This window comes from Pseudomonas sp. WS 5412, assembly GCF_012985615.1.
GTDB lineage: Bacteria > Pseudomonadota > Gammaproteobacteria > Pseudomonadales > Pseudomonadaceae > Aquipseudomonas > Aquipseudomonas shahriarae.
Window position 1 is genome coordinate 180,131 of record NZ_JAARMB010000003.1, and the last position, 21,728, is coordinate 201,858.

Annotated in this window: 18 protein-coding genes, 1 tRNA gene and 1 pseudogene; 13 read left to right on the forward strand and 7 right to left on the reverse strand. The window is 60.8% G+C overall.

Annotated features, from left to right (window positions below; translation table 11 throughout):
• Positions 1-116 precede the first annotated feature (116 nt).
• The 3 genes from HBR94_RS05890 to HBR94_RS05900 all read left to right on the forward strand — a co-directional run bounded on the left by HBR94_RS05890 (position 117) and on the right by HBR94_RS05900 (position 4,355).
• The gene (locus tag HBR94_RS05890; protein WP_057438575.1) at positions 117-1,415 is read left to right on the forward strand and encodes an MFS transporter; all 1,299 of its coding nucleotides are present in this window, start codon (positions 117-119) and stop codon (positions 1,413-1,415) included.
• Between the two features lie 74 nt (positions 1,416-1,489).
• On the forward strand, positions 1,490-2,383 hold the full coding sequence (locus tag HBR94_RS05895) for a bestrophin family ion channel (protein WP_115128652.1): 894 nt from the start codon (positions 1,490-1,492) through the stop codon (positions 2,381-2,383).
• Positions 2,384-2,495: 112 nt separating this feature from the next.
• Positions 2,496-4,355 carry a DUF3857 and transglutaminase domain-containing protein gene (locus HBR94_RS05900; RefSeq protein ID WP_170044370.1) on the forward strand — a complete coding sequence of 620 codons (1,860 nt, stop codon included), beginning with the start codon at positions 2,496-2,498 and terminating at the stop codon, positions 4,353-4,355.
• Positions 4,356-4,364: 9 nt separating this feature from the next.
• Here HBR94_RS05900 and HBR94_RS05905 read toward each other — a convergent pair whose 3' ends face one another.
• The 4 genes and pseudogenes from HBR94_RS05905 to HBR94_RS05920 all read right to left on the reverse strand — a co-directional run bounded on the left by HBR94_RS05905 (position 4,365) and on the right by HBR94_RS05920 (position 8,545).
• Positions 4,365-5,471, reverse strand: a complete 1,107-nt coding sequence (locus tag HBR94_RS05905; protein ID WP_057438574.1) for an agmatine deiminase family protein — start codon at positions 5,469-5,471, stop codon at positions 4,365-4,367.
• A 20-nt stretch (positions 5,472-5,491) separates the two neighbouring features.
• Positions 5,492-6,577, reverse strand: a complete 1,086-nt coding sequence (locus tag HBR94_RS05910) for an extracellular solute-binding protein (RefSeq protein ID WP_170044371.1) — start codon at positions 6,575-6,577, stop codon at positions 5,492-5,494.
• Position 6,578: 1 nt separating this feature from the next.
• A pseudogene (gene aguB / locus HBR94_RS05915) lies at positions 6,579-7,488 on the reverse strand (N-carbamoylputrescine amidase).
• A gap of 4 nt (positions 7,489-7,492) precedes the next feature.
• Positions 7,493-8,545 carry an agmatine deiminase family protein gene (locus tag HBR94_RS05920; protein WP_115128655.1) on the reverse strand — a complete coding sequence of 351 codons (1,053 nt, stop codon included), beginning with the start codon at positions 8,543-8,545 and terminating at the stop codon, positions 7,493-7,495.
• 135 nt (positions 8,546-8,680) lie between these two features.
• On the opposite strand from HBR94_RS05920, the gene HBR94_RS05925 reads away from it, so the two are divergent.
• Positions 8,681-9,553, forward strand: a complete 873-nt coding sequence (locus HBR94_RS05925) for a LysR substrate-binding domain-containing protein (RefSeq protein WP_057438570.1) — start codon at positions 8,681-8,683, stop codon at positions 9,551-9,553.
• On the forward strand, positions 9,546-10,118 hold the full coding sequence (gene mug / locus HBR94_RS05930) for a G/U mismatch-specific DNA glycosylase (RefSeq protein ID WP_170044372.1): 573 nt from the start codon (positions 9,546-9,548) through the stop codon (positions 10,116-10,118). The genes HBR94_RS05925 and mug overlap by 8 nt, the downstream gene beginning before the upstream one ends.
• On the opposite strand, the gene HBR94_RS05935 is transcribed toward mug, so the two are convergent.
• A complete protein-coding gene (locus tag HBR94_RS05935; protein ID WP_057438569.1) occupies positions 10,034-10,528 on the reverse strand; it encodes a hypothetical protein in 495 nt (164 codons plus the stop codon). The genes mug and HBR94_RS05935 overlap by 85 nt on opposite strands.
• Before the next feature lie 133 nt (positions 10,529-10,661).
• Here HBR94_RS05935 and HBR94_RS05940 point away from each other — a divergent pair.
• The 6 genes from HBR94_RS05940 (at position 10,662) to HBR94_RS05965 (ending at position 16,793) form a co-directional block, all read left to right on the forward strand.
• A tRNA-Asn gene (locus HBR94_RS05940) sits at positions 10,662-10,737 on the forward strand.
• Positions 10,738-11,145: 408 nt separating this feature from the next.
• The gene (locus HBR94_RS05945; RefSeq protein WP_225923810.1) at positions 11,146-11,643 is read left to right on the forward strand and encodes an RNA polymerase sigma factor; all 498 of its coding nucleotides are present in this window, start codon (positions 11,146-11,148) and stop codon (positions 11,641-11,643) included.
• A 5-nt stretch (positions 11,644-11,648) separates the two neighbouring features.
• Positions 11,649-12,584, forward strand: coding sequence for a FecR family protein (locus tag HBR94_RS05950; protein WP_170044373.1), 936 nt, complete (start codon positions 11,649-11,651; stop codon positions 12,582-12,584).
• 145 nt (positions 12,585-12,729) lie between these two features.
• On the forward strand, positions 12,730-15,066 hold the full coding sequence (locus tag HBR94_RS05955) for a TonB-dependent receptor (RefSeq protein WP_262383365.1): 2,337 nt from the start codon (positions 12,730-12,732) through the stop codon (positions 15,064-15,066).
• 209 nt (positions 15,067-15,275) lie between these two features.
• Positions 15,276-15,899: a hypothetical protein gene (locus tag HBR94_RS05960; RefSeq protein ID WP_120733667.1), complete on the forward strand. Its 624-nt coding sequence runs from the start codon at positions 15,276-15,278 to the stop codon at positions 15,897-15,899.
• Positions 15,900-16,040: 141 nt separating this feature from the next.
• Positions 16,041-16,793, forward strand: coding sequence for an alpha/beta fold hydrolase (locus tag HBR94_RS05965; RefSeq protein ID WP_057438562.1), 753 nt, complete (start codon positions 16,041-16,043; stop codon positions 16,791-16,793).
• A 134-nt stretch (positions 16,794-16,927) separates the two neighbouring features.
• Here HBR94_RS05965 and HBR94_RS05970 read toward each other — a convergent pair whose 3' ends face one another.
• Complete coding sequence (locus HBR94_RS05970) at positions 16,928-18,439, reverse strand: nucleobase:cation symporter-2 family protein (protein WP_057438561.1); 1,512 nt, start codon at positions 18,437-18,439, stop codon at positions 16,928-16,930.
• A gap of 172 nt (positions 18,440-18,611) precedes the next feature.
• Here HBR94_RS05970 and HBR94_RS05975 point away from each other — a divergent pair, with 172 nt between their 5' ends.
• Positions 18,612-19,562 (forward strand): LysR family transcriptional regulator, encoded by a 951-nt coding sequence (locus HBR94_RS05975; RefSeq protein WP_170044375.1) that lies wholly within the window; start codon positions 18,612-18,614, stop codon positions 19,560-19,562.
• Between the two features lie 143 nt (positions 19,563-19,705).
• Positions 19,706-20,539, forward strand: a complete 834-nt coding sequence (locus HBR94_RS05980; RefSeq protein WP_120733672.1) for a nucleoside-binding protein — start codon at positions 19,706-19,708, stop codon at positions 20,537-20,539.
• Between the two features lies 1 nt (position 20,540).
• Here HBR94_RS05980 and punC read toward each other — a convergent pair whose 3' ends face one another.
• Positions 20,541-21,725 carry a purine nucleoside transporter PunC gene (gene punC, locus HBR94_RS05985; RefSeq protein ID WP_057438558.1) on the reverse strand — a complete coding sequence of 395 codons (1,185 nt, stop codon included), beginning with the start codon at positions 21,723-21,725 and terminating at the stop codon, positions 20,541-20,543.
• Positions 21,726-21,728: the final 3 nt, after the last annotated feature.

The following is a 21,728-nucleotide window of genomic DNA, read 5'->3' on the forward strand; positions in this document are numbered from 1 at the left end:
ATCTTCATTGCCTTGGCAGGTCGGTGCTGACTACGCCGATGACACTTTTGAAGTAAGCCGCCCCGGGCACTTTCCTGATAATCGAACGATTACTGACGAAATGCCGAGGCCCCGCCATGACGCGTGCATCCACCGAACAGGTCCCGCCGCAAACCCTGAGAAAAGTCATCGTCGCCGCCGGTATCGGCAACTTTGTCGAGTGGTTCGACTTCGCCGTGTATGGCTTTCTCGCCACCACCATCGCCCAGCAGTTTTTCCCCAGTGGCGATGCCAGTGCGGCGTTGCTCAAGACCTTCGCGGTGTTTGCCGTGGCCTTTGCCTTTCGGCCTCTGGGCGGAATTTTCTTTGGCATGCTGGGCGATCGCATCGGCCGCAAGCGCACTCTGGCGATGACGATTTTGCTGATGGCCGGGGCCACGACCCTGATCGGCCTGCTGCCCACGTATGCCGCGATTGGCGTCACGGCGCCGATCCTGTTGTCGCTGATCCGTTGCGCCCAGGGCTTCTCCGCCGGCGGTGAATACGCCGGCGCCTGCGCCTACCTGATGGAGCACGCGCCCAGCGATAAACGGGCGTGGTATGGCAGCTTTATCCCGGTATCGACCTTTGCCGCCTTTGCCTCGGCGGCGGTGGTGGCCTATGCGCTGGAGGCTTCGCTGTCGGCCGAAGCCATGGGCAGCTGGGGCTGGCGCCTGCCATTCCTGATCGCTGCACCGCTGGGCCTGGTGGGCCTGTACCTGCGCTGGCGGCTGGATGAAACCCCGGCGTTCCAGGCGGTCGAGCAGGAGCACGCGGTGGCCCACTCGCCGCTCAAGGAAACCCTGCGCAACCATGGCGCGGCAATCTGCTGCCTGGGCGCTTTTGTGTCGCTGACGGCGCTGTCGTTTTATATGTTCACCACCTACTTTGCCACGTACCTGCAGGTGGCCGGTGGTTTGAGCCGGGCGACGGCGTTGCTGGTGTCGCTGATTGCGCTGATCTTCGCTGCGGCAATATGCCCGCTGGCCGGCTGGTATTCCGACCGGGTCGGGCGGCGCGTCACAGTAATGACCGCCTGCGGGCTGTTGATGGGGGTGGTATACCCCTCGTTCCTGATGGCCAGTTCCGGCTCGTTCGCCGCGTCCATCATCGGCGTGATGCTGCTGGCGGTGGGCGCGGTATTGTGCGGCGTGGTCACGGCCGCCCTGCTCTCGGAGACCTTCCCGACCCGCACGCGCTACACCGCCTCGGCGATCACCTACAACATGGCCTACACGATCTTCGGCGGCACCGCGCCGCTGGTGGCGACCTGGTTGATCAGCACCACCGGTAGCAACCTGTCACCGGCGTTTTACCTGATTGCCGTGGCCTTGCTCGCGCTGGCCGGCGGCCTGGCCTTGCCGGAGACCTCGCGCATTTCCCTGCACGACGCATAAGGCGCGAACCTTTCTTGCGCAAACACCGTCCGAGCTAGGGCATCGATGCTTTTCGCCCGCTCGGAGGTTTGTGTTTGAAAGCTGCCATCGTCAAAAAGTACCGCCTGATTATCAAGACCATGGGCTATGTCGGCTGGGCACTGTTCTGGCTGCTGCTGTGGGATATTGCGGTCACCGTGGACTTCATGCTGTTCCTCAACGCCAAGATCAACCTGCCGCTGATGCCCCTGACGCTGCTCGGTTCGGCGCTGGTGGTGCTGATCAGCTTTCGTAACACCAGCGCCTATAACCGCTGGTGGGAAGCGCGCACGCTGTGGGGCGCGATGGTCAATAACTCACGCAGCTTTGCGCGGCAGGTGCTGACGTTGCTGGATGACCCCGACAACGAGGTCAATCCGATCAAGTCGACCTTGCTGCGCCGCCACGTGGCCTATGTGAATTGCCTGGCGTCGCACCTGCGGGGCGAGCCGTGCCCGGAGGAAGTGCGGGCATTTATTCCTGGGGATGAGTTCGCGCGCAACGGCGCTACCAACAACTTTGCCAACGATATCCTCACCGGCTCCGCGGCCCTGCTGGCCCGCGAATACAAGGCCGGGCGCCTGGACAGCATTCGCCTGGCGCGGCTGGAATCAACCATGGTCGATCTGTCCAACAGCCAGGGCGGCATGGAGCGCATCGCCAACACACCACTGCCCTACCCCTATGTGTATTTCCCCCGGCTGTTTATTTCGCTGTTCTGCCTGATCGTGCCAGTGGGGCTGGTGGAGTCCCTGGGCTGGTTCACCCCACTGGCATCGACGGTGGTGGGTTTTATGCTGCTGGCCATCGAACGCATCGGCACCGACCTGCAAAGCCCGTTTCGCTCCAGCGAGCACCAGATCCAGACAGAGGCCATCTGCGAATCCATCGAGAAAAACCTGCAGTCGATGCAGCGGGATTCGTTGGGGGATGTTCGCAGGGGCCATTAAAAAGCCTGCATTTTTCGAGCGCATAGATAATAATGAGTCGCATTAAACATTTCGTTTATCACAGTGCGCTCTTCCCCGCAGAGTGAGCGTCGCATTAATCAGAAGGATCTCTATGCAAAGCTTTTACCTGCACTCGATGCGCCTGCTGGGCGCACTTTTTTTGCTTGCCTGTACGCTAAGTGCCCAAGCCGCCACCGATGAAACCGACCATTCGGCCACCTTCGAAAAAAACCACCAGTCGTACGTGATCAATGCCGATGGCAGCTTTGTCCAGATGGTTGAGTTGGTCACGCGGATCAATGAAGAGCGAGCGATCAAAGACAACGCACAGCGTTCGCTGAGCTACAACCGCTCCCTGGAAAACCTCGAGGTGCTTGAAGCCTTCACCCAAAAGCCCGACGGCCGCAAGGTGAAGGTGGGCGCCGAGCAGATCAAGGAACAACAGGAGACCGCCTCTTCCGAGGCGCCGATGTTCCAGGACTCGCGGGTCAAAGTGGTGATATTTCCAGAGGTAGCGGTCGGTGACCGGCTGGTCCTGCGCTACCAGCGCCAGCGCACCACTGCCCTGTTCCCGCAGCAGTTCGAAGACTTCTACGTGCCGGACTTCTACGATGCCGAGCAGTTGAGCCTGAGCTACGACTTGCCAGCCGACAAGCCGCTGTTCGTCGATGCCCGGGGCTTCAAGGCCAGCACCCCGGCCGCGGCTGCCGGGCGCAAGGTGTACCGTTGGGACTACGTACCACAGGAAAAGGCGCGCATGGAAACCGGCGCCGTGTCCTACGTCGATTACGGCCAATTCCTCGCGGTCTCGACGTTCGCCAGCTACAAGGACTTTGCCCAGGCCTATGAGACCAGGGCCCAGGTCGAAGTGACGCCGGCCATTGCCGCCTTGGCCAAGCAACTTACGGCCAACCTGAGCACCCCGCGCAGCAAAGCCCTGGCCCTGAGCGACTGGGTGCGTAAGAACATTCGTTATGTAGCGGTGTATGTCGGCGCAGGCGGCGTAGTACCGCACCCGGCCCAGGCCGTGCTGGACAACCGCTATGGCGACTGCAAGGACCATGTGGCCCTGCTGGAAGCCATGCTGCGCGCGGTAGCGATCGAGAGCTCGCCGGTGCTGGTCAACCTGGGTAACAGCTACACCCTGGCCAAAGTGCCCACCCTGGGTGTGCTCAACCACGCGATCACTTATGTGCCGGCCCTGGATCTGTACCTGGACTCCACCGCCACAGCCATTGCCGCGGGCTACCTGCCGATCCCGGTGCTGGGCAAGCCAGTACTGTTGACGCAGTCCGGCGAAATGGCCAAGACCCCGGCCGCGCAAACCGGCAAGGTCACCAACGACCTGCTGTTCAAGGTCGACAGCAACGGCGCGGCGGACTTTGTGCATGCCACCACCGTGGAAGGCTGGGGCTCAGAGTTCAATCGCTACCTGCTCAATGCAATGAAACCGGCTGACCGCGACTCGATGATCCGCAACGTCCTCGGCTGGTACGGGCAAACGGGCCAGGGCACGTTCAAAAGCGACTCCTTGCAGGATGAAGTCAACCCGTTCAAGAACACCCTTGAAGGGCGCACCGACAACCTGGTCAACCTGCCAGGCCCGACCGGCGTGCCGGCGCTCAGCAGCCTGGTCGGCGGCATTGCACAGAACGTGTTTGCCTTCGCCTCGGAAAAAGACCGCACCCAAGAGTTCGGTTGCCTCTCGGGAGAAACCCAGGAGCAGGCCCGTTTCGAGTTCCCCAAGGAAGTCACCGTCCTCGCCGTGCCCAAGCCACAGTCCCTGCAACAGGCCGGTTTTGACTACCAGGCCACCTACGCCAAGGAAGGCAACACGGTGCTGATTACCCGCCACTTCAAGTTCGCCCATGCCAATACCGTGTGCAGCCCCGAGGACTTCAAGGCGATGAAGCCGGTGATCGAAAGCATGGTCAACGACCTGAAGAGCCAGATCATCGTGCAGACGCTGTAACTCCCAAGGTCATGCCGGCTGGTGACTGGTCACGCAGTGAATGCCACCACCGCCGGCTGCAATCGCGTCGATATCCAGTTGCACCACCTTGCGCCCCGGATAGAGCCTGGACAGCAAGTCAAAGGCCTTGCGGTCGGCGACTTTGTCGCCAAACTGCGGCGCAATCACTGCGCCGTTGATCACGAAGTAGTTGATGTAGCCGGCGGCATAGTCCGGGTTATCCCGACTGAACCGGTTGCGACGCGGGTTCAGCGGTGGCGACACGGTGTGTATTTGCAGCGGCCGGCCATCGGCATCGCTAGCCTGCTTGAGCATGTCCAAGTGGGCCAACGTCACCTGGTGGTCGTAGGATTCAGGGTCAGTGTCCAGGTTGGCGATGACCACGCCCGGCGAGACAAAGCGTGCGTAAAAGTCGACATGGGCGTCGGTAATGTCCTTGCCCTTGATACCCGGCAACCAGATGATCTTGCGCAAGCCCAGTCGGCTCTTCAGCTCAGCCTCGACGTCGGCCTTGCTCCAGCCGGGGTTGCGGTTGGCATTGATCCAGCTGCTTTCGGTCATGATCCCGGTGCCATGGCCATCCACTTCGATGGCACCGCCCTCGCCCACCAGTTCGCTGCGGATGTAAGTTGCGCCTGCCAGCTCGGCAACGTGAGCCGCCAGTTCGGCATCGTCGGCGTGCTGCTGCTTGTTACCCCAGCCGTTGAAGTTGAAGTCCACTGCGCCCAACTGGCCATTGTCATCCACGACAAAGTTGGCGCTGGTGTCACGCATCCAGATGTCATCCAGCTCGGCGTGTACGAAGGTGATGTTACGGGTGCCGCATTTTTCTTCGGCCAGCTCACGCTCATCTTCGCGGCAGAACACCGTGACCGGTTCGTACTCGGCAATCGTACGAGCGATACGGCCCAGGGCGTCCTGCACAGCGGGGGTGAAGTCCTGGTGAATCGCCTCCTGGGCGCCAAAGGCGATAAAGGCGCGCTGGTGTTTCTCGCCCTCATCGGGCATGAACCAGCGGCCTTGGACCGCCGCGTAGACGGGCAGCCCCATGGACGCGGCGGCGCCCAGGCCGGCCACCACCGCGGCCTGTTGGATGAATTGGCGACGTGTGCTCATGTGCACCTCTGGGTTGACCGTCATTGACCGATGGCCGTCTTGAACTTAGTCCAAACCCGCATGCGTGCGCGCATATCGGCCTGGGGAATATCCTGCCCGGCCACCAGTCGTTTGAAGGTGGCGTCGTCCGGGTAAATGTCCGGGTTGTTGCCCATGGCCGGATCGACGCTGGCGCGGGCCTTGGCATTGGCCGTGGGGTAGCCGGTGAAATTGCTGATGGCCGCCATGTTCTCTGGGCGCATGACAAAGTTGATAAACGCGTAGGCGTATTCCGGATGCCGTGCATCCACGGGGATGGCCATGGTGTCCATCCACACCGTCGTGCCCTCGCGGGGGATGTGGTATTGGAAGCGCGCCTTTTTACCCGCCGCATCCGCCGCCCGCTGCGCCTGGGTCATGTCGCCGCTGTAGCCCAGGGACAGGCACAGGTTGCCATTGACCAGGTCAGTCACCGGTTGCGACTGAAACTTGCGGATATACGGCCGCAGTTTGAGCAACAGGGCGCTGGCCGCAGCCAGGTCCTCGGGCTTGGCACTGCGCGGTTCGCGCCCCAGGTAGATCAGCGCCACGGCCAGTACTTCGTCGGGCGAGTCGATCAGCGAGATGCCGCAATCGGCAAATTGGCGAGCCAGTTCCGGCTTGAATAACAGGTCCAGGCTATTGACCGGCGCATTCGGCATGCGCTGTAGGATTTGCTCTGCGTTATAGGTCAGGCCAATCGTGCCCCAGGTATAGGGCACTGTGGCCTGATTGGACGCGCGGTAATGGCTGCGCAGTTGTTGCAGGCCCGGCTCGATATCCTCCAGCGCCTCAAGTTTTGCCGGATCCAGTGGCTGCAGGCTGCCGGCGCGCATCAAGCGCTCGCCCACCGTATCGCCCGGGAAGATCAGGTCATAACCACTGCCACCGGCCATCAGCTTGGCCTCCAGCGTTTCGCTGCCATCCATCACGTCATAGATCACCTGGATCCCGGTTTCGGCAGTAAAGCGCGCCAGGGTGTCCTCGGCAAAATAGTCGGCCCAGTTGTACAGGCGCAGGATCTTTTCATCGGCCTGTACCGTCGGGATGACGATGCTCAGGGCCAGGGTGCAGTGGATCAGCTTCATGTCATACCCCTTGGGTCTGCCAGCGTGGATGCAGGTGGCGACCGTCCTGGGTCAGTAAACCGCCATACATGTCAGGGCGGCGGTCGCGGTAGATGCCCCAGGTCAGGCGTTCTTCGGCCATGGCCGCCAGGTCCAGGCACTGGAGCAGCACACCGCTGCTGGCGCGGTCGGCCTCGGCCAGCAACGCGCCTTTGTGGTTGCAGATAAATGACGAGCCGTAGAACTCCATCTGCAAGGTTGAGTCGCTGCTCGCCACTTCCCGACCCACACGATTGGCCGCCACCACCGGCAGCAGATTGGCAGCGGCATGCCCGCGCATGGTCATCTGCCAGTGATCACGGGAGTCCAGGCTGGCACAACCCGGTTCGGAGCCGATGGCAGTGGGAAACAGCAACACCTCGGCGCCCAGCAACGCCAGGCAACGCGCGGTCTCGGGGGAACCACTGGTCCCAGCAGATGCCCACGCCGAGGCGGCCGAACGCGGTGTCCCAGACCTTGAAGCCGGTGTCGCCGGGGCTGAAGTATTCCTTCTCTTGATAGCCAATAGCGTTGGGGATATGGGTCTTGCGATATACCCCCAGCAGTTGCCCGTCGGCATCGGCCACACTCAGTGAATTGAAGTAGGCGTTGCCGGCCTTTTCGAACCAGCTCAGCGGCAGCACTACTCCCAACTCCCTGGCCAGCGCGGCGAAGCGCTTGAGCACCGCGCTGTGGCGGTACTCTTCAGCCAAGGCCAGGTGCTTGTGTTGTTGTTCGATGCAAAAATACGGCGTGGCGAACAGCTCTTGCAGCAGGATGACCTGCGCGCCCTGGGCCGCCGCTTCACGCACCCGTTGTTCGGCCTGATCAAGGTTGTGTTGCAGGTTCCAGGTGCAGGGCATCTGGGTGGTGGCAATGGTCAGCTGGCGCATGGCATCACTCCTTTACCGGCCAGGCTGGCTGCTGCTGGGTGATGCAATGCACACCGCCGCCGCCATGGGCCAGGTGGTTGATGCGCACCGGCACCACCACACGATCCGGAAATACCTGGGCCAGCACATCGGCAGCCACCTGGTCCGCCGCGATGCCATAGGCGGGCATGATGATCGCGCCGTTGGCAATATAGAAGTTGGTGTAGGAGGCGCAAAACACCTCGGCGTCGGCATCCACCGCCTCGCTGGCCTCAAAGAGTTCGATCAACTCGAACCGGCGGCCCTTGGCATCGGTGGCCAATTCCAGGGCGCGGCGGTTTTCCCGTGCGACCTCGGCGTACACCGAACCCTGGTCGTGCGTGGCATCTACCAGCAGCACGCCGGGGCGGGCAAAGGCGCACACGCCATCGACATGGCCATCGGTCACATCCCCGGTGACATGCTGCGGGTCGCCTGGCAACCAGATGGTTTTTGTCACCCCAAGCCAGCGCGCAAAGATCGCCTCCATTTCGGCCTTGCTCATGCCCGGGTTGCGATTGGGGTTGAGCAACACCGACTCGGTGGTGATCAACGTGCCCTCACCGTCCACATGAATCGCCCCGCCTTCATTGCTCAACGGCGTGCCAAAGCACGGCAGGCCCAAGTGGTTGAGGGTGCGCCGAGCGAGGCTTTCATCCAGGTCATAGGCTGACTTGCCGCCCCACGCGTTAAAACGCCAGCTCACACCGGCCAAGCCCAATTGCGGGTGGCCAATAAAGCTGGGGCCGGAGTCGCGGCACCAACTGTCGTTGACCGCCAGCGCGATCAGTTCAATGTTGGGGCCGCACAGGGCTTTGGCCGTGTCGAGTGCAGAAGGGTCAACCACCAGCTTCACCGGCTCAAACCGCGCGATGGCATTGGCGACCCGGGCAAAATCCGCCTGCACCTGGGCCAGCGTTACGCGCCATCCCGACTCCCAGAGCGCCTGGTTATGGGGCCAGACCATCCAGGTCGCAGCATGCCTGGCCCATTCCGCCGGCATCCTCCAGCCGCTGTGTGGCATCTCGTTCTGCAGCATGACAACCCCCTTCTGAGTTAAGCCTTTGTGTTCACCAAAAACGGCGTACACGCTATGGGGATCCATGCTACGTTTGGCCAAACCGCCAAACAAACGATGGATTTTGCAGATAAATGATTAGAAAAACTTATCAGCATGCTTAAACACTGGCCGCCCCTGGGGGCACTGCGCGGCTTTGAAGCGGCGGCGCGGCTGGGCAGTTTTCACAAGGCTGCCAACGAACTGCACCTGACCCAATCGGCCATCAGCCAGCAGATCCGTAGCCTGGAAGCGTACCTGGAACAGCCGCTGTTCTTTCGCAACGGGCGCAGCGTCGCCCTGACCGATGCCGGCCATGATTTCCTCAGCACCACCCAGGCCCTGTTGCAGCAGTTGTCCGTGGGTGTGCGCCGGCTGGGGCAGTACCGCAAGGCCAATCAACTGGTGCTCAACACCACCCCAGCCTTTGCTCGCCACTGGCTGCTGCCGCGCCTGGCCGACTTCCGCCGGCACCACCCGGACGTGGATTTGTGGCTGTTCAGCACCGACGAAGTACCCGACATGGCCACCCAGACCATCGACCTCGCCGTGCGCGATGACATCAGCGCCCAGGCCGAGTGCAGCTTCAAAGTGCTGCATACCGACCGCCTGTATCCCGCCGCCCACCCCAGCGTACTGGCCCTGCCCCGCGAGCAACGCACCACCCTGCATGGCGAGCGGGAAATGGATTGGAGCCATTGGGCGGTGGAAGCCGGGATTGATGTCGGCCAGCAGGACCAGGGGCTGAATTTTTCCGACCCCGGCCTGCTGCTGGACGCGGCCTGCGGTGGCCTGGGGATCGCACTGGTCAGCCAGTTACTGAGCCAGCACGCACGCGAAAATGGCCTGCTGCACCCCTTGGTCGACGCCACCATTCGCGGCCCCAACTGGGCCTTGCTGACCCACCGCGACAGCGAAAGCGACCCACTGGCGCGCAGCTTCAGCCAGTGGTTACTGGACAACCTGGCACAGGGTGCCGCACATGAGTGAAGGACTGGAGGACATCCTGGCCGAGCGCTTGGCGGTGATTTTTTGCGGGATCAATCCGGGCCTGCTGGCGGCCGCTCAGGGCCATCACTTTGCCGGGCGTGGCAACCGCTTCTGGCGCACCTTGCACCTGGCCGGGTTCACTGCGCATCAAGTGCTACCTGAGGATGACCGGACGCTGCTGCAGTACCACTGCGGGCTGACGACCGTCGTGGAACGGCCAACGGCGCGGGCCGATCAATTGTCGCGGGATGAATTCAAGGCGGCGGCCGACGGGTTTGAACTCAAGATCCGCCGTTATGCACCGCGCTATGTGGCGTTCCTGGGCAAGGCGGGTTATTGCGCGCTGTCGGGGCTGCGCGAGGTGGCGTGGGGGCTGCAACCGCAGACACTGGGGGATGCTGCCGTGTGGGTACTGCCCAATCCCAGCGGGCGGAATCTGGCATTTACGTTGGAGCAATTGGTGCAGGCGTATGGGCAGCTCTATTTGGCAGCATTCCCTGGAAGCCGCGCTGCTTGCGCCCGTTCAGATAGCGGCATGCTGGGTGGCAGCAACGACAGCACATAAGCCATGCGCGACGCACTCCCCAGGTTCACGATCAATGTGAACGGCGAGTCGCTGAACTCAAACACCAGATTAAAGGTGCCATAAGCACTGCGCACATCCACCCGCGACACATCGCACAACGGCCGTTGCTTCTGACGTAAAACCCGGTAAATCATCTGCTGGCCATCAAGACGAAATACCGGGTTGAGGCTGTTGGTGGCCAACGCCACCCAAGGCACCCTGCGCAACCCGACAAAACTGGCCAATACCGGAATCGCCTTGCCATCAATGCCAGTACCGGGGGCATAGGCAGGAGCTGCCGACTTGGGTTTGCGCAGCTTCTTGAACAGCCAGTACATGAACCAAAACGACAGCCCCTGACCGATAACCACCACCGCGCCGAAGGCTAAATCCAACCAACTGATATTCATGGTTTTTCCTTAAACGCCCAATATCCATAGCATTTCGGCGAAGAGTAAAACGTTTCCACACCCTGCCACGCACAGGCTGAAAATCATACAAAACGTTTGACTTATCCTTTTCAATCAGTAAGATACGCCGCATTCCGCGATAGCTCAGTTGGTAGAGCAAATGACTGTTAATCATTGGGTCCCTGGTTCGAGTCCAGGTCGTGGAGCCATCTCTCAACCGGGTCACTGAAATCGGTGATGTAGGTATAGCGTAATCAACAGGCCGTCTCTAAATTGCACTTCAGAGACCAGCGCCACGAATATCGCAACAGCACTCTCAACCACAGTCGCAACCAATCTAGGCGCTTTCTGCGCTGAATCCGATCTTCGCCCCCTCGTCATTGATCTTGATCACCAGCCTTCGCTGTCGTCGTTTTATGCCTTAACGCATGAGGCATCTGGCGGCGCTTACGAGCTGATCGCCAACGCAGCCCGATCATCTGCCTCACCTGCATCCCCAAGCCACCACTCTCAGTAGCCGGCCACTCAAATGGCAGCCCCAAAAAAACATTGTTAATACGAAACGTTATCATTAAAGTGCATGACTTTCCGCTGCGTGACCCCTGCCAATGTCGAGCATGACCACCGACGAGCTTGAGCTGGCCTTCCGGGCCCATGCCAGCGAGTTGCGTTCGTTTCTTCATCGCCAGTTGCGAAATCCTGAGGCTGCGGCCGATCTGACTCAGGAAACCTACCTCCGCCTGCTCCGTCAGCCGCCGCGCAAGCCGGTGCTCAATCTTCGCGGTTTTATCTTTAAGATTGCTCGAAACTTGGCCATTGATCATGCACGCAGCAGGCAAACCCGAGAGCACCTCGACGAAGGCATGGGCTATCTTTACGAAGTGACAGGTGAAAGCCCGGCGCTGTTCGATGTCGTGGTTGCACAACAAGATCTCGCGGCAATGGCCCACGCCCTGCACCGTTTACCTGCCCAGTGCCAGCAAATATTTACGTTGTGTCGGCTACAAAACCTGCCCCACAAAGAAGTGGCTTTGCAACTGCAAGTCTCGACCAGTACGGTTGAAAAACAATTAGCCATTGCGCTCGGCTTTCTCAGCCAATGCCTACAACGATAGCCGGTATGCACGATCAACCCGACACCACCCCGTCCGTTACCGAGGTTCAGCGCACTGCCCATGCATGGGTGATTCGCCTCACCTCAGGTTCGGCGCTGCCCTCTGATCGGGCAGAGGCACGGGCGTGGTGCGAACAGGCACCGGAGCATCAGCGGGCTTTTGTCGAGGCGCGGCGGGTGTGGTGTTTAAGTGCGTATCTGGCCGAGCCTCCTGCTGCAGTACGGCCGTCTTCGCGGCGAATATGGGCGATGGGCATCGCGGCGTCGTTGGTGCTCGGTCTTGGCGTGGCGTGGATGCAACGCATGGCATTGGATGCGGACTATTACACCGGCACCGGTGAGCGTCGACAGGTCGTCCTTGCTGATGGTTCGCACATCACCCTGAATGCCAACAGCGCTGTCGATGTGAATCTCACGGGCGATGGGCGGCGCATTACCCTGCGCAAGGGCGAGGCCCTGTTCAATGTAACGCCGGACCCGCAGCGCCCCTTCAGTGTGCAGGCTGGTGCCTTCAACGCAACGGCCCTGGGTACGATCTACGCAGTGCGCCGTGAGGGCGAACACGTTGATGTCACGGTGCGCCGCGGCCGTGTGGCCGTCACCGACGGACCTGACACGCTGACGCTGGGCGTAGGCGAGACCGTTGCCGGACGTGCCGACGGCCTGGGCGCCAAGCAGCGCGTGGATGTCGACAAGAGTCTGGCATGGGAGCAGGGTCGCTTGGTATTTGAGCTGACACCACTGGCGCAGGTGTTGGAGCAGGTCGAACGCTATCGGCCGGGAATTTTCATAATACGAGACCCGCGTCTGGGCGCGCTCAAGGTCAGCGGCACCTTTCAACTCGATCATTTGGACGAGGGCTTGGCCACGTTGGAGAAGGTCTTCCCACTCAAAATCGAGCGCTACACGAACTACCTGCTGGTGGTTTCACCCAAAACTTAACTATTTTTACGGTTATGGGCGTGTCGCCCGTCTTCCCTCCCTATAGCGATAATGATTCGTATTAGGGAGAGCTCCGATGCACCATCCGTTACCTAAAGGTTTGCGAGTCAAATCTTTGTCCGTAACCCCACTGACAATGCTGTGCATGCTGATATCCAGCCTGGCGGTTGCCGACCCCCACTCATTCGATATCGCACCGCAACCCCTGGCAGGCGCACTGAACCGCCTGGCCGCTCAAAGCGGTTTACAGGTGATATTCGATGGCACGTTGGTATTGGGCAAGCACAGCCCTGGGGTCGTCGGTTCCAAAGAACCAGAGGCCGCATTGGCTGAACTGCTGCAAGGCAGCGGCTTGACCTGGCGGGCTACCGGTGGGAATAGCTTGATGCTGGAGAAAGCCTCTGAATCGAGCGGCCCCCTGCAATTGGGGGCAACGGCAATCGTCGGTCAGGAACTGGGCGAAATGACCGAGAACACCGGTTCCTACACCACCGGGGCCATGCAGACTGCCACCAAGCTGCCCTTGACCTTGCGCGAAACACCGCAGTCGGTCAGCGTGGTCACGCGCAAGCGCATGGACGACAAGGCCATGACCAGCATCAGCGATGTCGCCAAAAGTGCGCCGGGGATTTTTCTCAATAACTCCGGCGGGGCTGGCCGGCCGACGTTCAGTGCGCGCGGCTTCGACATCGACAACATCATGTACGACGGTTTTCCCACCAGCTTCCTGACCTACCTGCCCAGCGGGGAAGCCAACCTGGCCATGTATGACCGGGTCGAGATCGTTCGTGGCGCCAGCGGACTGGCCCAGGGCGCGGGCAACCCTGCTGGCGCCATCAACCTGGTGCGCAAGCGCCCGACCCATAAATTCCAGGCCACGCTCACCGGCAGTGCCGGCAGTTGGGATGATTACTCCGGCACCCTGGATGTCGGCGGCCCACTCAATGAAAACGGCACACTGCGCGCCCGTACCGTGGTCTCGCGGCAAGACGCCAAAAGCTTCCGAGACTCGGTGGAGAGTGATGCCGATCTGTTCTATGGCGTGGTCGACGCCGACCTGAGCGATGACTCCACCCTGACACTCGGGGCCTACCGGCAGAAGAACCACACCAACTACATTTGGGGCGGATTGCCCATGGCACGTGGCGGCGGTCATCTGGGGCTGCCACGCGACACCTTCCTGGGGCATGACTGGGAATACTCGGACAATCGCACCACTGGCTATTTCGCGACCCTGGAGCAAGGCTTGGCCAACGATTGGAAGCTGCGCCTGGCAGCCATGCAGTCCAAAACCGACACCGACGTGCTGGCCTCTTCGGTGTGGGATTACAATCGCCACTATCTATGGACAGAAGCCATGGAGCAGAAGGAGACCGGCTACGACCTGGCACTCAGCGGCCCCTTCCAGATGCTCGGCCAAGAGCATGACCTGACGGTCGGCCTCAGTCGGCGCGAGCTGGATTATCGTTCCGGTAAGGCCTGGAGCGCGTTCATCGACAAGGGCAGCAATCCCTTCGAGTGGGACCCTCGGGGTCACGCCAAACCCGATTACGTCAGGGGCGACAACGGCCTGCCAGAGACCACCACTCAAGACAGTTTCTATGCCAGCACCCGCCTGCGTTTGACCGAGCCACTGTCGCTGATTCTCGGCAGCCGCCTGGACTGGTACGCGTTCGAAGACAGCGCCAACAGTGAAGGCAATTACAAGGTTACGCGTAATCTGACCCGCTACGCCGGGCTGCTCTACGATCTGGACGCCAATCACTCGGTCTATGTCAGCTACACCGATATCTTCAAGCCCCAGAGCAACAAAGGCCTCGACCGAAAAGTGATCGCACCGATAGTGGGCGAGAACTACGAAGTGGGCATCAAGGGCGAATATTTTGATGGCGCGCTGAACGCCAGCATGGCGGTTTTCCAGGTCGATCAGAAGAATCGCGCCCAGGACCTGCCCGATTTCAAAGGCTGCGGTTCGGGCCCCGCCAGTGAATGCTCTGAGGCTGCCGGCCTGGTGCGCAGCAAGGGCATTGACCTGGAAATCCAGGGCGCCCTGACCGACGATTTGCAATTGTCCGCCGGTTACACCTACACCCAGACGAAATACGTCAACGACGCCAACGCCGCCCGCGAGGGCGAGGACTTCGACCGCGCTAAACCGCGCCAACTGTTCAAGCTGTCGACAATCTACAGCCTGCCCGGTGAGCTGCAGCGCTGGCGCGTTGGCGGTGATGTCTACCAGCAGAGCCGCATCCGCACCTCGGGCGGTACCGGCGCCACTGCCTGGAAAAACCAGCAGGGCTCGTACACGGTGGTCGGCCTAGTGGCAGGGTACAAGGCCAGCGAGCAACTGGACCTGCAACTCAACCTCAACAACCTGTTTGACCGCACCTACTACAGCAGCGTAGCCAATGGCGGCTATACCCCGTACGACATCTACGGCGACCCCCGTAATGTGAAACTGACCGCCCGCTACAGCTTCTAAACAGCCGTTTGTCGCCAGATCCAGGGAAGGATCCGGCCGTGGCCCGGCCGGTATAAAAACGCTTGTGACCTCATCCTCCGGGGGGGCATCAATGCCCTGTCTGTATATTCGAGTTCAGGTCGTGAGCCCCACGCCAGCAGCAGCCTGCAGACATGCAGGTTTTTTTGCCCGAGATTTATCTTGCAACCCTCCCGACAGGACGTCGCCCCGTGAAAAAGAAGCATGACCATCCCCTTTTCAAACCCCGTCGCCCCACCACTGCCCTGACACCGAAAAAGCCCCGGTTCTCCTCCGGCACAGTCCTCTCGCTGGCGGCCGTGGTGATTTCCATTGCCGCCGCGTCGATTTCCTTCTGGCAGTTGGACTTGATGCGTGAGCACAACCGGCTGTCTGTCAGGCCGTATCTGATGGTCACCCCCCACCTGACCGCAGAAAAAGCAGGCCTGTATCTTTCCAACGAAGGTATCGGGCCCGGCATCATCACCTCATTCAAAATCCGGGTGGGTGGCGAACAATTCGACGGTCTGGGTGACAGCCGTTGGCCAGCCGTGTTGAAAAAAGCCCGGCTAAAACCCGAGTGCTTCTCCAAAGGCTGGCCCACCGAGGGTGCGGCTGTCAGGCCCGGCAATGAGATAGCCATCCTATCGCCGACCAAGAGCACACTATTTGGGGGCTATTGCCTGTTTCAACTCAGTCTTTTCCTGCAAGAGAATGAAGTGTTTGCCGATATGGAATATGAATCGCTCTATAAGGAGCGCTTTACCTTTTCGGCCCCTGTGACGATCAATGAAGCGATGGATATAGGCGCCCTGAGCAAACTGCTGTCCGACTGACAGCACTGTTAGCGGGCCTGTCGATGAACACCCGCCAGGGCCTTGCCGACTCGCCACGAAAACCTAGCCGTTTTGCCAGTTACTTAAACGTTTTGTTCAAACTATCGTGTACCCGACCAATTTTTGATGGCAGGGCCGGAAATGGAATTCATCGAACAGACCCGCCAAGGCTATGCAGCCTTTCGCGGTTACCAGACGTGGTATCGCGTGACCGGCAACCTCGACAGCGGCAAGGCCCCACTGGTCATCCTCCACGGAGGCCCCGGCGGTACCCATGACTATCTGGAAGCCTTCAAGGACGTGGCAGCCAGTGGGCATGCGGTGATTCACTATGACCAACTGGGCAATGGCCACTCCACCCACCTGCCCCACCAGCCCGCAGATTTCTGGACGCTTGAGCTGTTTCTCGAAGAGCTGGACAACCTGCTCGACCATCTGCACATCCACAACCATTACGCGATTCTCGGGCACGCCTGGGGCGGCAGACTCGGCAGTGAACACGCGATTCGCCAACCCCGGGGCCTGTGCGCCTTTATCGCTGCCAACCTGGCGGCCGGCTTCGATGACCAGCCCCTGTGCCGGATCAACCCGTGGCCCGAAGAAGTGGCACGCACCTTCGCGCAGATGGCGGCCGACCCTACGGTGTACAACGCCTTGCATGGCCCCCTCGACATTGGCCGGTTGTCGCAGATCAAGGTGCCGACCCTGGTGATTTCCGGGCGCCACGACCAGGCCGCTTCCTTGGAATTCAAAGCGTTCCTCGATGAAATCGGCGATGTGCGCGGAGCGCTGTTTGAAGACTCCAGCCATATGCCCCATGTGGAGGAGCGCCAGCCGTGCATGGGCACAGTGGTTAAATTTTTGGATGAGGTGTGCTCGCCAACGGTCTTCTAAACACCACAAATCCAATGTGGGAGCGGGCTTGCCCGCGATGGCGGAGTGTCAGTCAAATAGTGATCAACTGACCCACCGCTATCGCGGGCAAGCCCGCTCCCACACAAGCTCGCCACATTCAGTTTTTTGTGGCGTTACACCTCGCTGGTTTCAGCCCGCCCCGCCACCGTCGCTTTCTGCGGTGATGCATCCACCACCGGGATCTCCTTGCCCTCGGCATCAAACAATTTGCCCTTGCTGAAGTAGTCCCCATCCCGCAGTGCCGCCACATCCTGGAAGCACAGGCTGCGCTCGGTGCCGGCGACGAACACCGATTGCTGGTCCGAGTTGCCGGCTGTGAAGTGGTTGAACGCCAGGTTCAACAGGATCGCCATGATCGCCGAGGAGCTGATCCCCGAGTGGAAGATGGTCGCAAACCAGCTGGGGAACTGATCGTAGAAGCTCGGCGCAGCGATGGGGATCATGCCGAAACCGATGGAGGTGGCAACAATGATCAGGTTCATGTTGTTACGGTAATCGACCTTGGACAGCGTGCGGATCCCACTGGCCGCCACGGTGCCGAACAATACGATCCCGGCGCCGCCCAGCACCGAGGTGGGCACTGCCGCAATCACCCGGCCCATAAAGGGCAGCAGGCCAAGGATCACCAGGAACAGACCACCCGTGGCCACCACATAGCGGCTCTTGACCCCGGTCACCGCCACCAGGCCAACGTTCTGTGCGAAGGCGCTTTGGGTGAACGAACCGAAGATCGGCGCAAACATGCTCGACAGCATATCGGCACGCAGGCCGTTGCCCAGGCGCTTGGAGTCAACCTTGGTGTCGATGATCTCGCCCACCGCCAGAATATCCGCCGAGGTTTCCACCAGGGTCACCATGACCACGATGCACATGGACAGGATCGCGGCTACATGGAAGGTCGGCATGCCGAAGTGGAACGGCGTGGGGAAGCCGATCATCGGGCCCTGGGTCACGGTGGAGAAGTCCGCCATGCCGAGGAATACCGCGATCAATGTGCCAAACACCATCGCCAGCAGGATCGACAGGCGCGAGATGGTGGCGCTGCCCACCTTGCTCAGCAACAGCACCAGCACCAGGGTGATGGCCGCCAGGCCGATGTTCGGCATGCTGCCAAAGTCAGCGGCGCGGCTGTTACCGCCCATGGCCCAACGCGCGGCGACCGGCATCAGCGTCAGGCCGATGGTGGTAATCACGATTCCGGTCACCAGCGGCGGGAAGAACTTGGTAATTCGCGAGAATATCGGGGTGATCAGCAACCCGATCAGCGACGCGGCCATCACCGCGCCCAGGATCGCCGGCACACCGCCTGCGCCGTCGCTGCCGACAATCGCCACCATGGTCGCCACACCGGCAAACGACACCCCTTGCACCAAGGGCAACTGACAGCCAAAAAACGGCAGGCCCAGGGTTTGCAACAGCGTGGCCAGGCCACCGGCAAACAGCGACGCGGCGATCAACAGGCCAATATCGGCGGGGGATAACCCGGCTGCCTGGCCGACGATCAACGGCACGGCCACGATGCCGCCATACATGGTCAGTACATGCTGCAGGCCGTAAGCCATGTTGGCAGCGACGCCAAGATTCTCATCTTCTGGCCGTTGCGGTGACGCCTTCGGGATAGTCATGGTGAGGGGTTCTCTGTTTTTGTTGTGCGCTCACTGTATGCAATAGAAAGATTGGATGTCCATAGAGTTGTATACAATCATTTCCACAAGATGCCCGCTATCGACGTTACAAAAATCCATTCAGCCGCCCTGCCCAAAGGCCTGAAGCCGTGCCCACAAGGACCTGAAAAAAATGCTCAACCGCACGCTGCGTATCCACTCTGCGGCCATTTGCTACTTCGATATGGTCCGCCGCTGCCATTCGATCCGCGAAGCCGCGCGCCGGCTAAACGTGGCCTCGTCGGCAGTGAACCGGCAGATTCTCAAACTCGAAGACGAAGTCGGCGCGGTCCTGTTCGAGCGCCTGCCCGGTGGGCTGCGCCTGACTGCGGCCGGGGAAATCCTGACCCTCCATGTGACCCTGGTGTTGCAGGATGTGGAGCGGGTGCGCGGCGAACTGGAAGGCCTGAACCAGGTACAGACCGGGCATGTAGAGATCGCCACGGTGGAAGGCGCGACAGTGGAGTTGCTGCCCGCCGTGCTCAAACGCATGCGCCAGCGCTACCCGGCGGTGACCATCGGTGTGACCGTGCAGGGCTCACAATCCATTCCGGCTGCGGTGATCAATGGCCAGGCAGACCTGGGGCTGGCCTTTGCCCTGCCGCGCAGCGCGGAAACCACGCAACTGTGTGTCGGCCATTTCCGCCTCGGGGCATTGGTAGCGCCGGGGCATCCACTGGCTTCCCATGCCAGCGTCAGCTACACCCTGTGCGCCGAGCACGGGGTGATCCAGGCCAACAGCGAGCTGTCGATCCATCACCTGATCGCCCCGCTGCACAAGCGCTCGTCGGCCGCGCACAAGCCCTTGCTGCAAAGCAATTCCATGGAACTGGCGCGGCAGTTGGCGCGCCAGCAGTTGGGGGTGGCGTTCCAGACGCGCATCGGGATCGAGGCCGATTTGGCCAGGGGTGAGTTGCTGCACATTCCCTTGAGCGACCAGGGCGGGATGTTCAGCGACCTGGGGCTGTATGCGCGCAAAGGCCGGGATTTGCCCACGGCGGTCGAGTCGATGGCCCACCTGATCAGCGAGGAAATCGCTTTGCGTGAACGCGAAGAATTGCCCTGTACACCGCGTATTTCCTGACCTTCAGGCCAGCTTCAGTGCTGCCGATTCGGCAGCAGCCCAGTCGATATTCTGTTCTTTGAGCATCACGGCGGTTGTGTCGATACTGCGCCCGGCGGCCCCTGCACGGCTGCCACGAGCCAAACGCCAAAGGAACTAAAACAATGAAAAAGGCACTGCACGGCGCAACCGTATTACTCACACTCCTCGGCGGCGGGGAGGCTGTCGCGGTGGAATGGATGAACAACAGCGTAGGATTTCGCTACGGACAACAGTTCACCAATCCGAACAACCCCGACGAATTCAGCAAGCGCATCTACAGCTTCACCCATGCCAGTGGTTACCAGTACGGCAGCAACTTCCTCAACCTCGACGTCTTCCTGTCCGACAGCCGTGACCCGCGCAAGGGCACCGATCACGGCGGCAGCGAGGTGTATGCGGTCTACCGCCATCAGTTGTATGCGTCACGGGTCTTCGACAGGCCGCTGGGCACCGGGCTGATCAAGGATTACGCGCTGACCCTGGGGTTCGATGCCAACCGCAACAACAACCTGGCATCCGCGAAAAAACGCGCCCTGGTGATCGGGCCGACCGTGAAGTTCAATACGGTCGGGGTGCTGGACCTGAGCCTGATGTACTACAAGGAAAACAACCATTCCGGCATCCCCGGTGCGAAGGATCCGAACCACACCTTCGACGACACCTACATGCTCAACCTGACCTGGATGCGCCCATTCGAACTCGGCAACCATGGCGCGAAGTTCCAGGGCTTTATCAACCATGTCGGTGACAAAGGCCATGACTACAACAGTCGCGACACCGCCGCAGAAACCCTGATGCGCACCGCGCTGATGGTCGCGGTACGGCCGGGCAAAAGCGTCAAGCCCAACCTGTACCTGGGGGTAGGCTACGAATACTGGCATAACAAGTTCGGGGTCGATGGCGGCCGTGGCAGCCGCACCTCGACACCGACATTGAATATGGAAGTGACCTTCTAGGCTAGGCCGGCGCCATCTGCGACTCATCCGCCTTGGTCCGCGCCAGCCAGTAACCCAGCACCGCCAGCGGCGCGGTCGCCAGCATCACGATCACCGTGACCAGCAACGGCTGCTCCAGCAAGGATGACACCAGCAGGCTGGCGACAAAGCACAAGCCCAGTTGCAGGGTGTTTTGCAGGGCGGCGGCCTTGCCGGAGTTTTCCGAAAACGGCATCAGCGCATTCGCCACCACAATCGGATAGCTGGCGCCGTTGACCAGGGCCATCAGGCAGAACGGAATCAGCAAGGTGGTCAACGTCGGAACCGTCAAGGTCGCGACCAGATACAACGCCACCATGCTCACGCAATAGGCCACCAGCAACCACGGCAACAGGAGTTTGCCCTGGAACCGTTGCAGGGCACTGCGGCAGCTGTAGCCGCCCACCAGAAACGCCAGGGTCGGCAGCACATAACTCAGGCCGATGTCATTGGGGCTGTAGCCCATGCCACCGAGAATAAACGGCGAGGCCGTGAGCCAGGCGAAGAAGCTGGCGGAGCACGCGGCGAATATCATCACATTGCCGGTAAACACCCGCGACTTGAACAATTGCCCGTAACCCAGCCGCGACTGTTCGCCATCAGTGGCCAGGCGCTTGGGCATCGGCTTGAGGAACAGAGTCGGCAACAGCAGTAACAGCGAGACGGCCAGCAACACGGCAAAGATCGCCTGCCAGCCCCAGTGATTCAACACCACCGCCCCCAACAACGGTGCCAGCGCCGGTGACAGGGACATTAGCGGCATGATACTGGCAAACACTCGGTGCGCCTTGTCGGCCGGGTACCGGTCAATCACCAGCGCCTGCCAACTGACTGCGGCGCTGCACACCCCAATCGACTGTACAAAACGCAACGCCAGCAGTTGCGGCGCGGTCTCGACCCAAAACATCCCCAGGCAGCCGAGCACAAACAGGCTCAGGCCGGCCAGCAGGATCGGCTTGCGCCCCAGGCGGTCCGACAGCGGCCCCCAGAGCAGTTGCCCCACGGCAAAACCGGCGAGGAAGATACTCAAGCTGGCCCCCACCGCACCGGGGGAAATTTGCAGGTGTTCGCCCATGGCGCCGAACGCGGGCAAGTACATATCCATGGCCAGATAACCGAGCATGCTCAGCCCCGCCAGGTACCAGGTAAAACCAAAAGAATTTTTCATTGA

Excerpts from the sequence above, each read along its gene's own strand:
- HBR94_RS05890 (WP_057438575.1), top strand. The coding sequence starts at position 117 with ATGACGCGTGCATCCACCGAACAGGTCCCGCCGCAAACCCTGAGAAAA.
- HBR94_RS05900 (WP_170044370.1), top strand. The coding sequence starts at position 2,496 with ATGCAAAGCTTTTACCTGCACTCGATGCGCCTGCTGGGCGCACTTTTT.
- HBR94_RS05905 (WP_057438574.1), bottom strand. The coding sequence starts at position 5,471 with ATGAGCACACGTCGCCAATTCATCCAACAGGCCGCGGTGGTGGCCGGC.
- HBR94_RS05910 (WP_170044371.1), bottom strand. The coding sequence starts at position 6,577 with ATGAAGCTGATCCACTGCACCCTGGCCCTGAGCATCGTCATCCCGACG.
- HBR94_RS05920 (WP_115128655.1), bottom strand. The coding sequence starts at position 8,545 with ATGCTGCAGAACGAGATGCCACACAGCGGCTGGAGGATGCCGGCGGAA.
- HBR94_RS05925 (WP_057438570.1), top strand. The coding sequence starts at position 8,681 with ATGCTTAAACACTGGCCGCCCCTGGGGGCACTGCGCGGCTTTGAAGCG.
- mug (WP_170044372.1), top strand. The coding sequence starts at position 9,546 with ATGAGTGAAGGACTGGAGGACATCCTGGCCGAGCGCTTGGCGGTGATT.
- HBR94_RS05935 (WP_057438569.1), bottom strand. The coding sequence starts at position 10,528 with ATGAATATCAGTTGGTTGGATTTAGCCTTCGGCGCGGTGGTGGTTATC.
- HBR94_RS05945 (WP_225923810.1), top strand. The coding sequence starts at position 11,146 with ATGACCACCGACGAGCTTGAGCTGGCCTTCCGGGCCCATGCCAGCGAG.
- HBR94_RS05950 (WP_170044373.1), top strand. The coding sequence starts at position 11,649 with ATGCACGATCAACCCGACACCACCCCGTCCGTTACCGAGGTTCAGCGC.
- HBR94_RS05955 (WP_262383365.1), top strand. The coding sequence starts at position 12,730 with ATGCTGATATCCAGCCTGGCGGTTGCCGACCCCCACTCATTCGATATC.
- HBR94_RS05965 (WP_057438562.1), top strand. The coding sequence starts at position 16,041 with ATGGAATTCATCGAACAGACCCGCCAAGGCTATGCAGCCTTTCGCGGT.
- HBR94_RS05970 (WP_057438561.1), bottom strand. The coding sequence starts at position 18,439 with ATGACTATCCCGAAGGCGTCACCGCAACGGCCAGAAGATGAGAATCTT.
- HBR94_RS05975 (WP_170044375.1), top strand. The coding sequence starts at position 18,612 with ATGCTCAACCGCACGCTGCGTATCCACTCTGCGGCCATTTGCTACTTC.
- HBR94_RS05980 (WP_120733672.1), top strand. The coding sequence starts at position 19,706 with ATGAAAAAGGCACTGCACGGCGCAACCGTATTACTCACACTCCTCGGC.
- punC (WP_057438558.1), bottom strand. The coding sequence starts at position 21,725 with ATGAAAAATTCTTTTGGTTTTACCTGGTACCTGGCGGGGCTGAGCATG.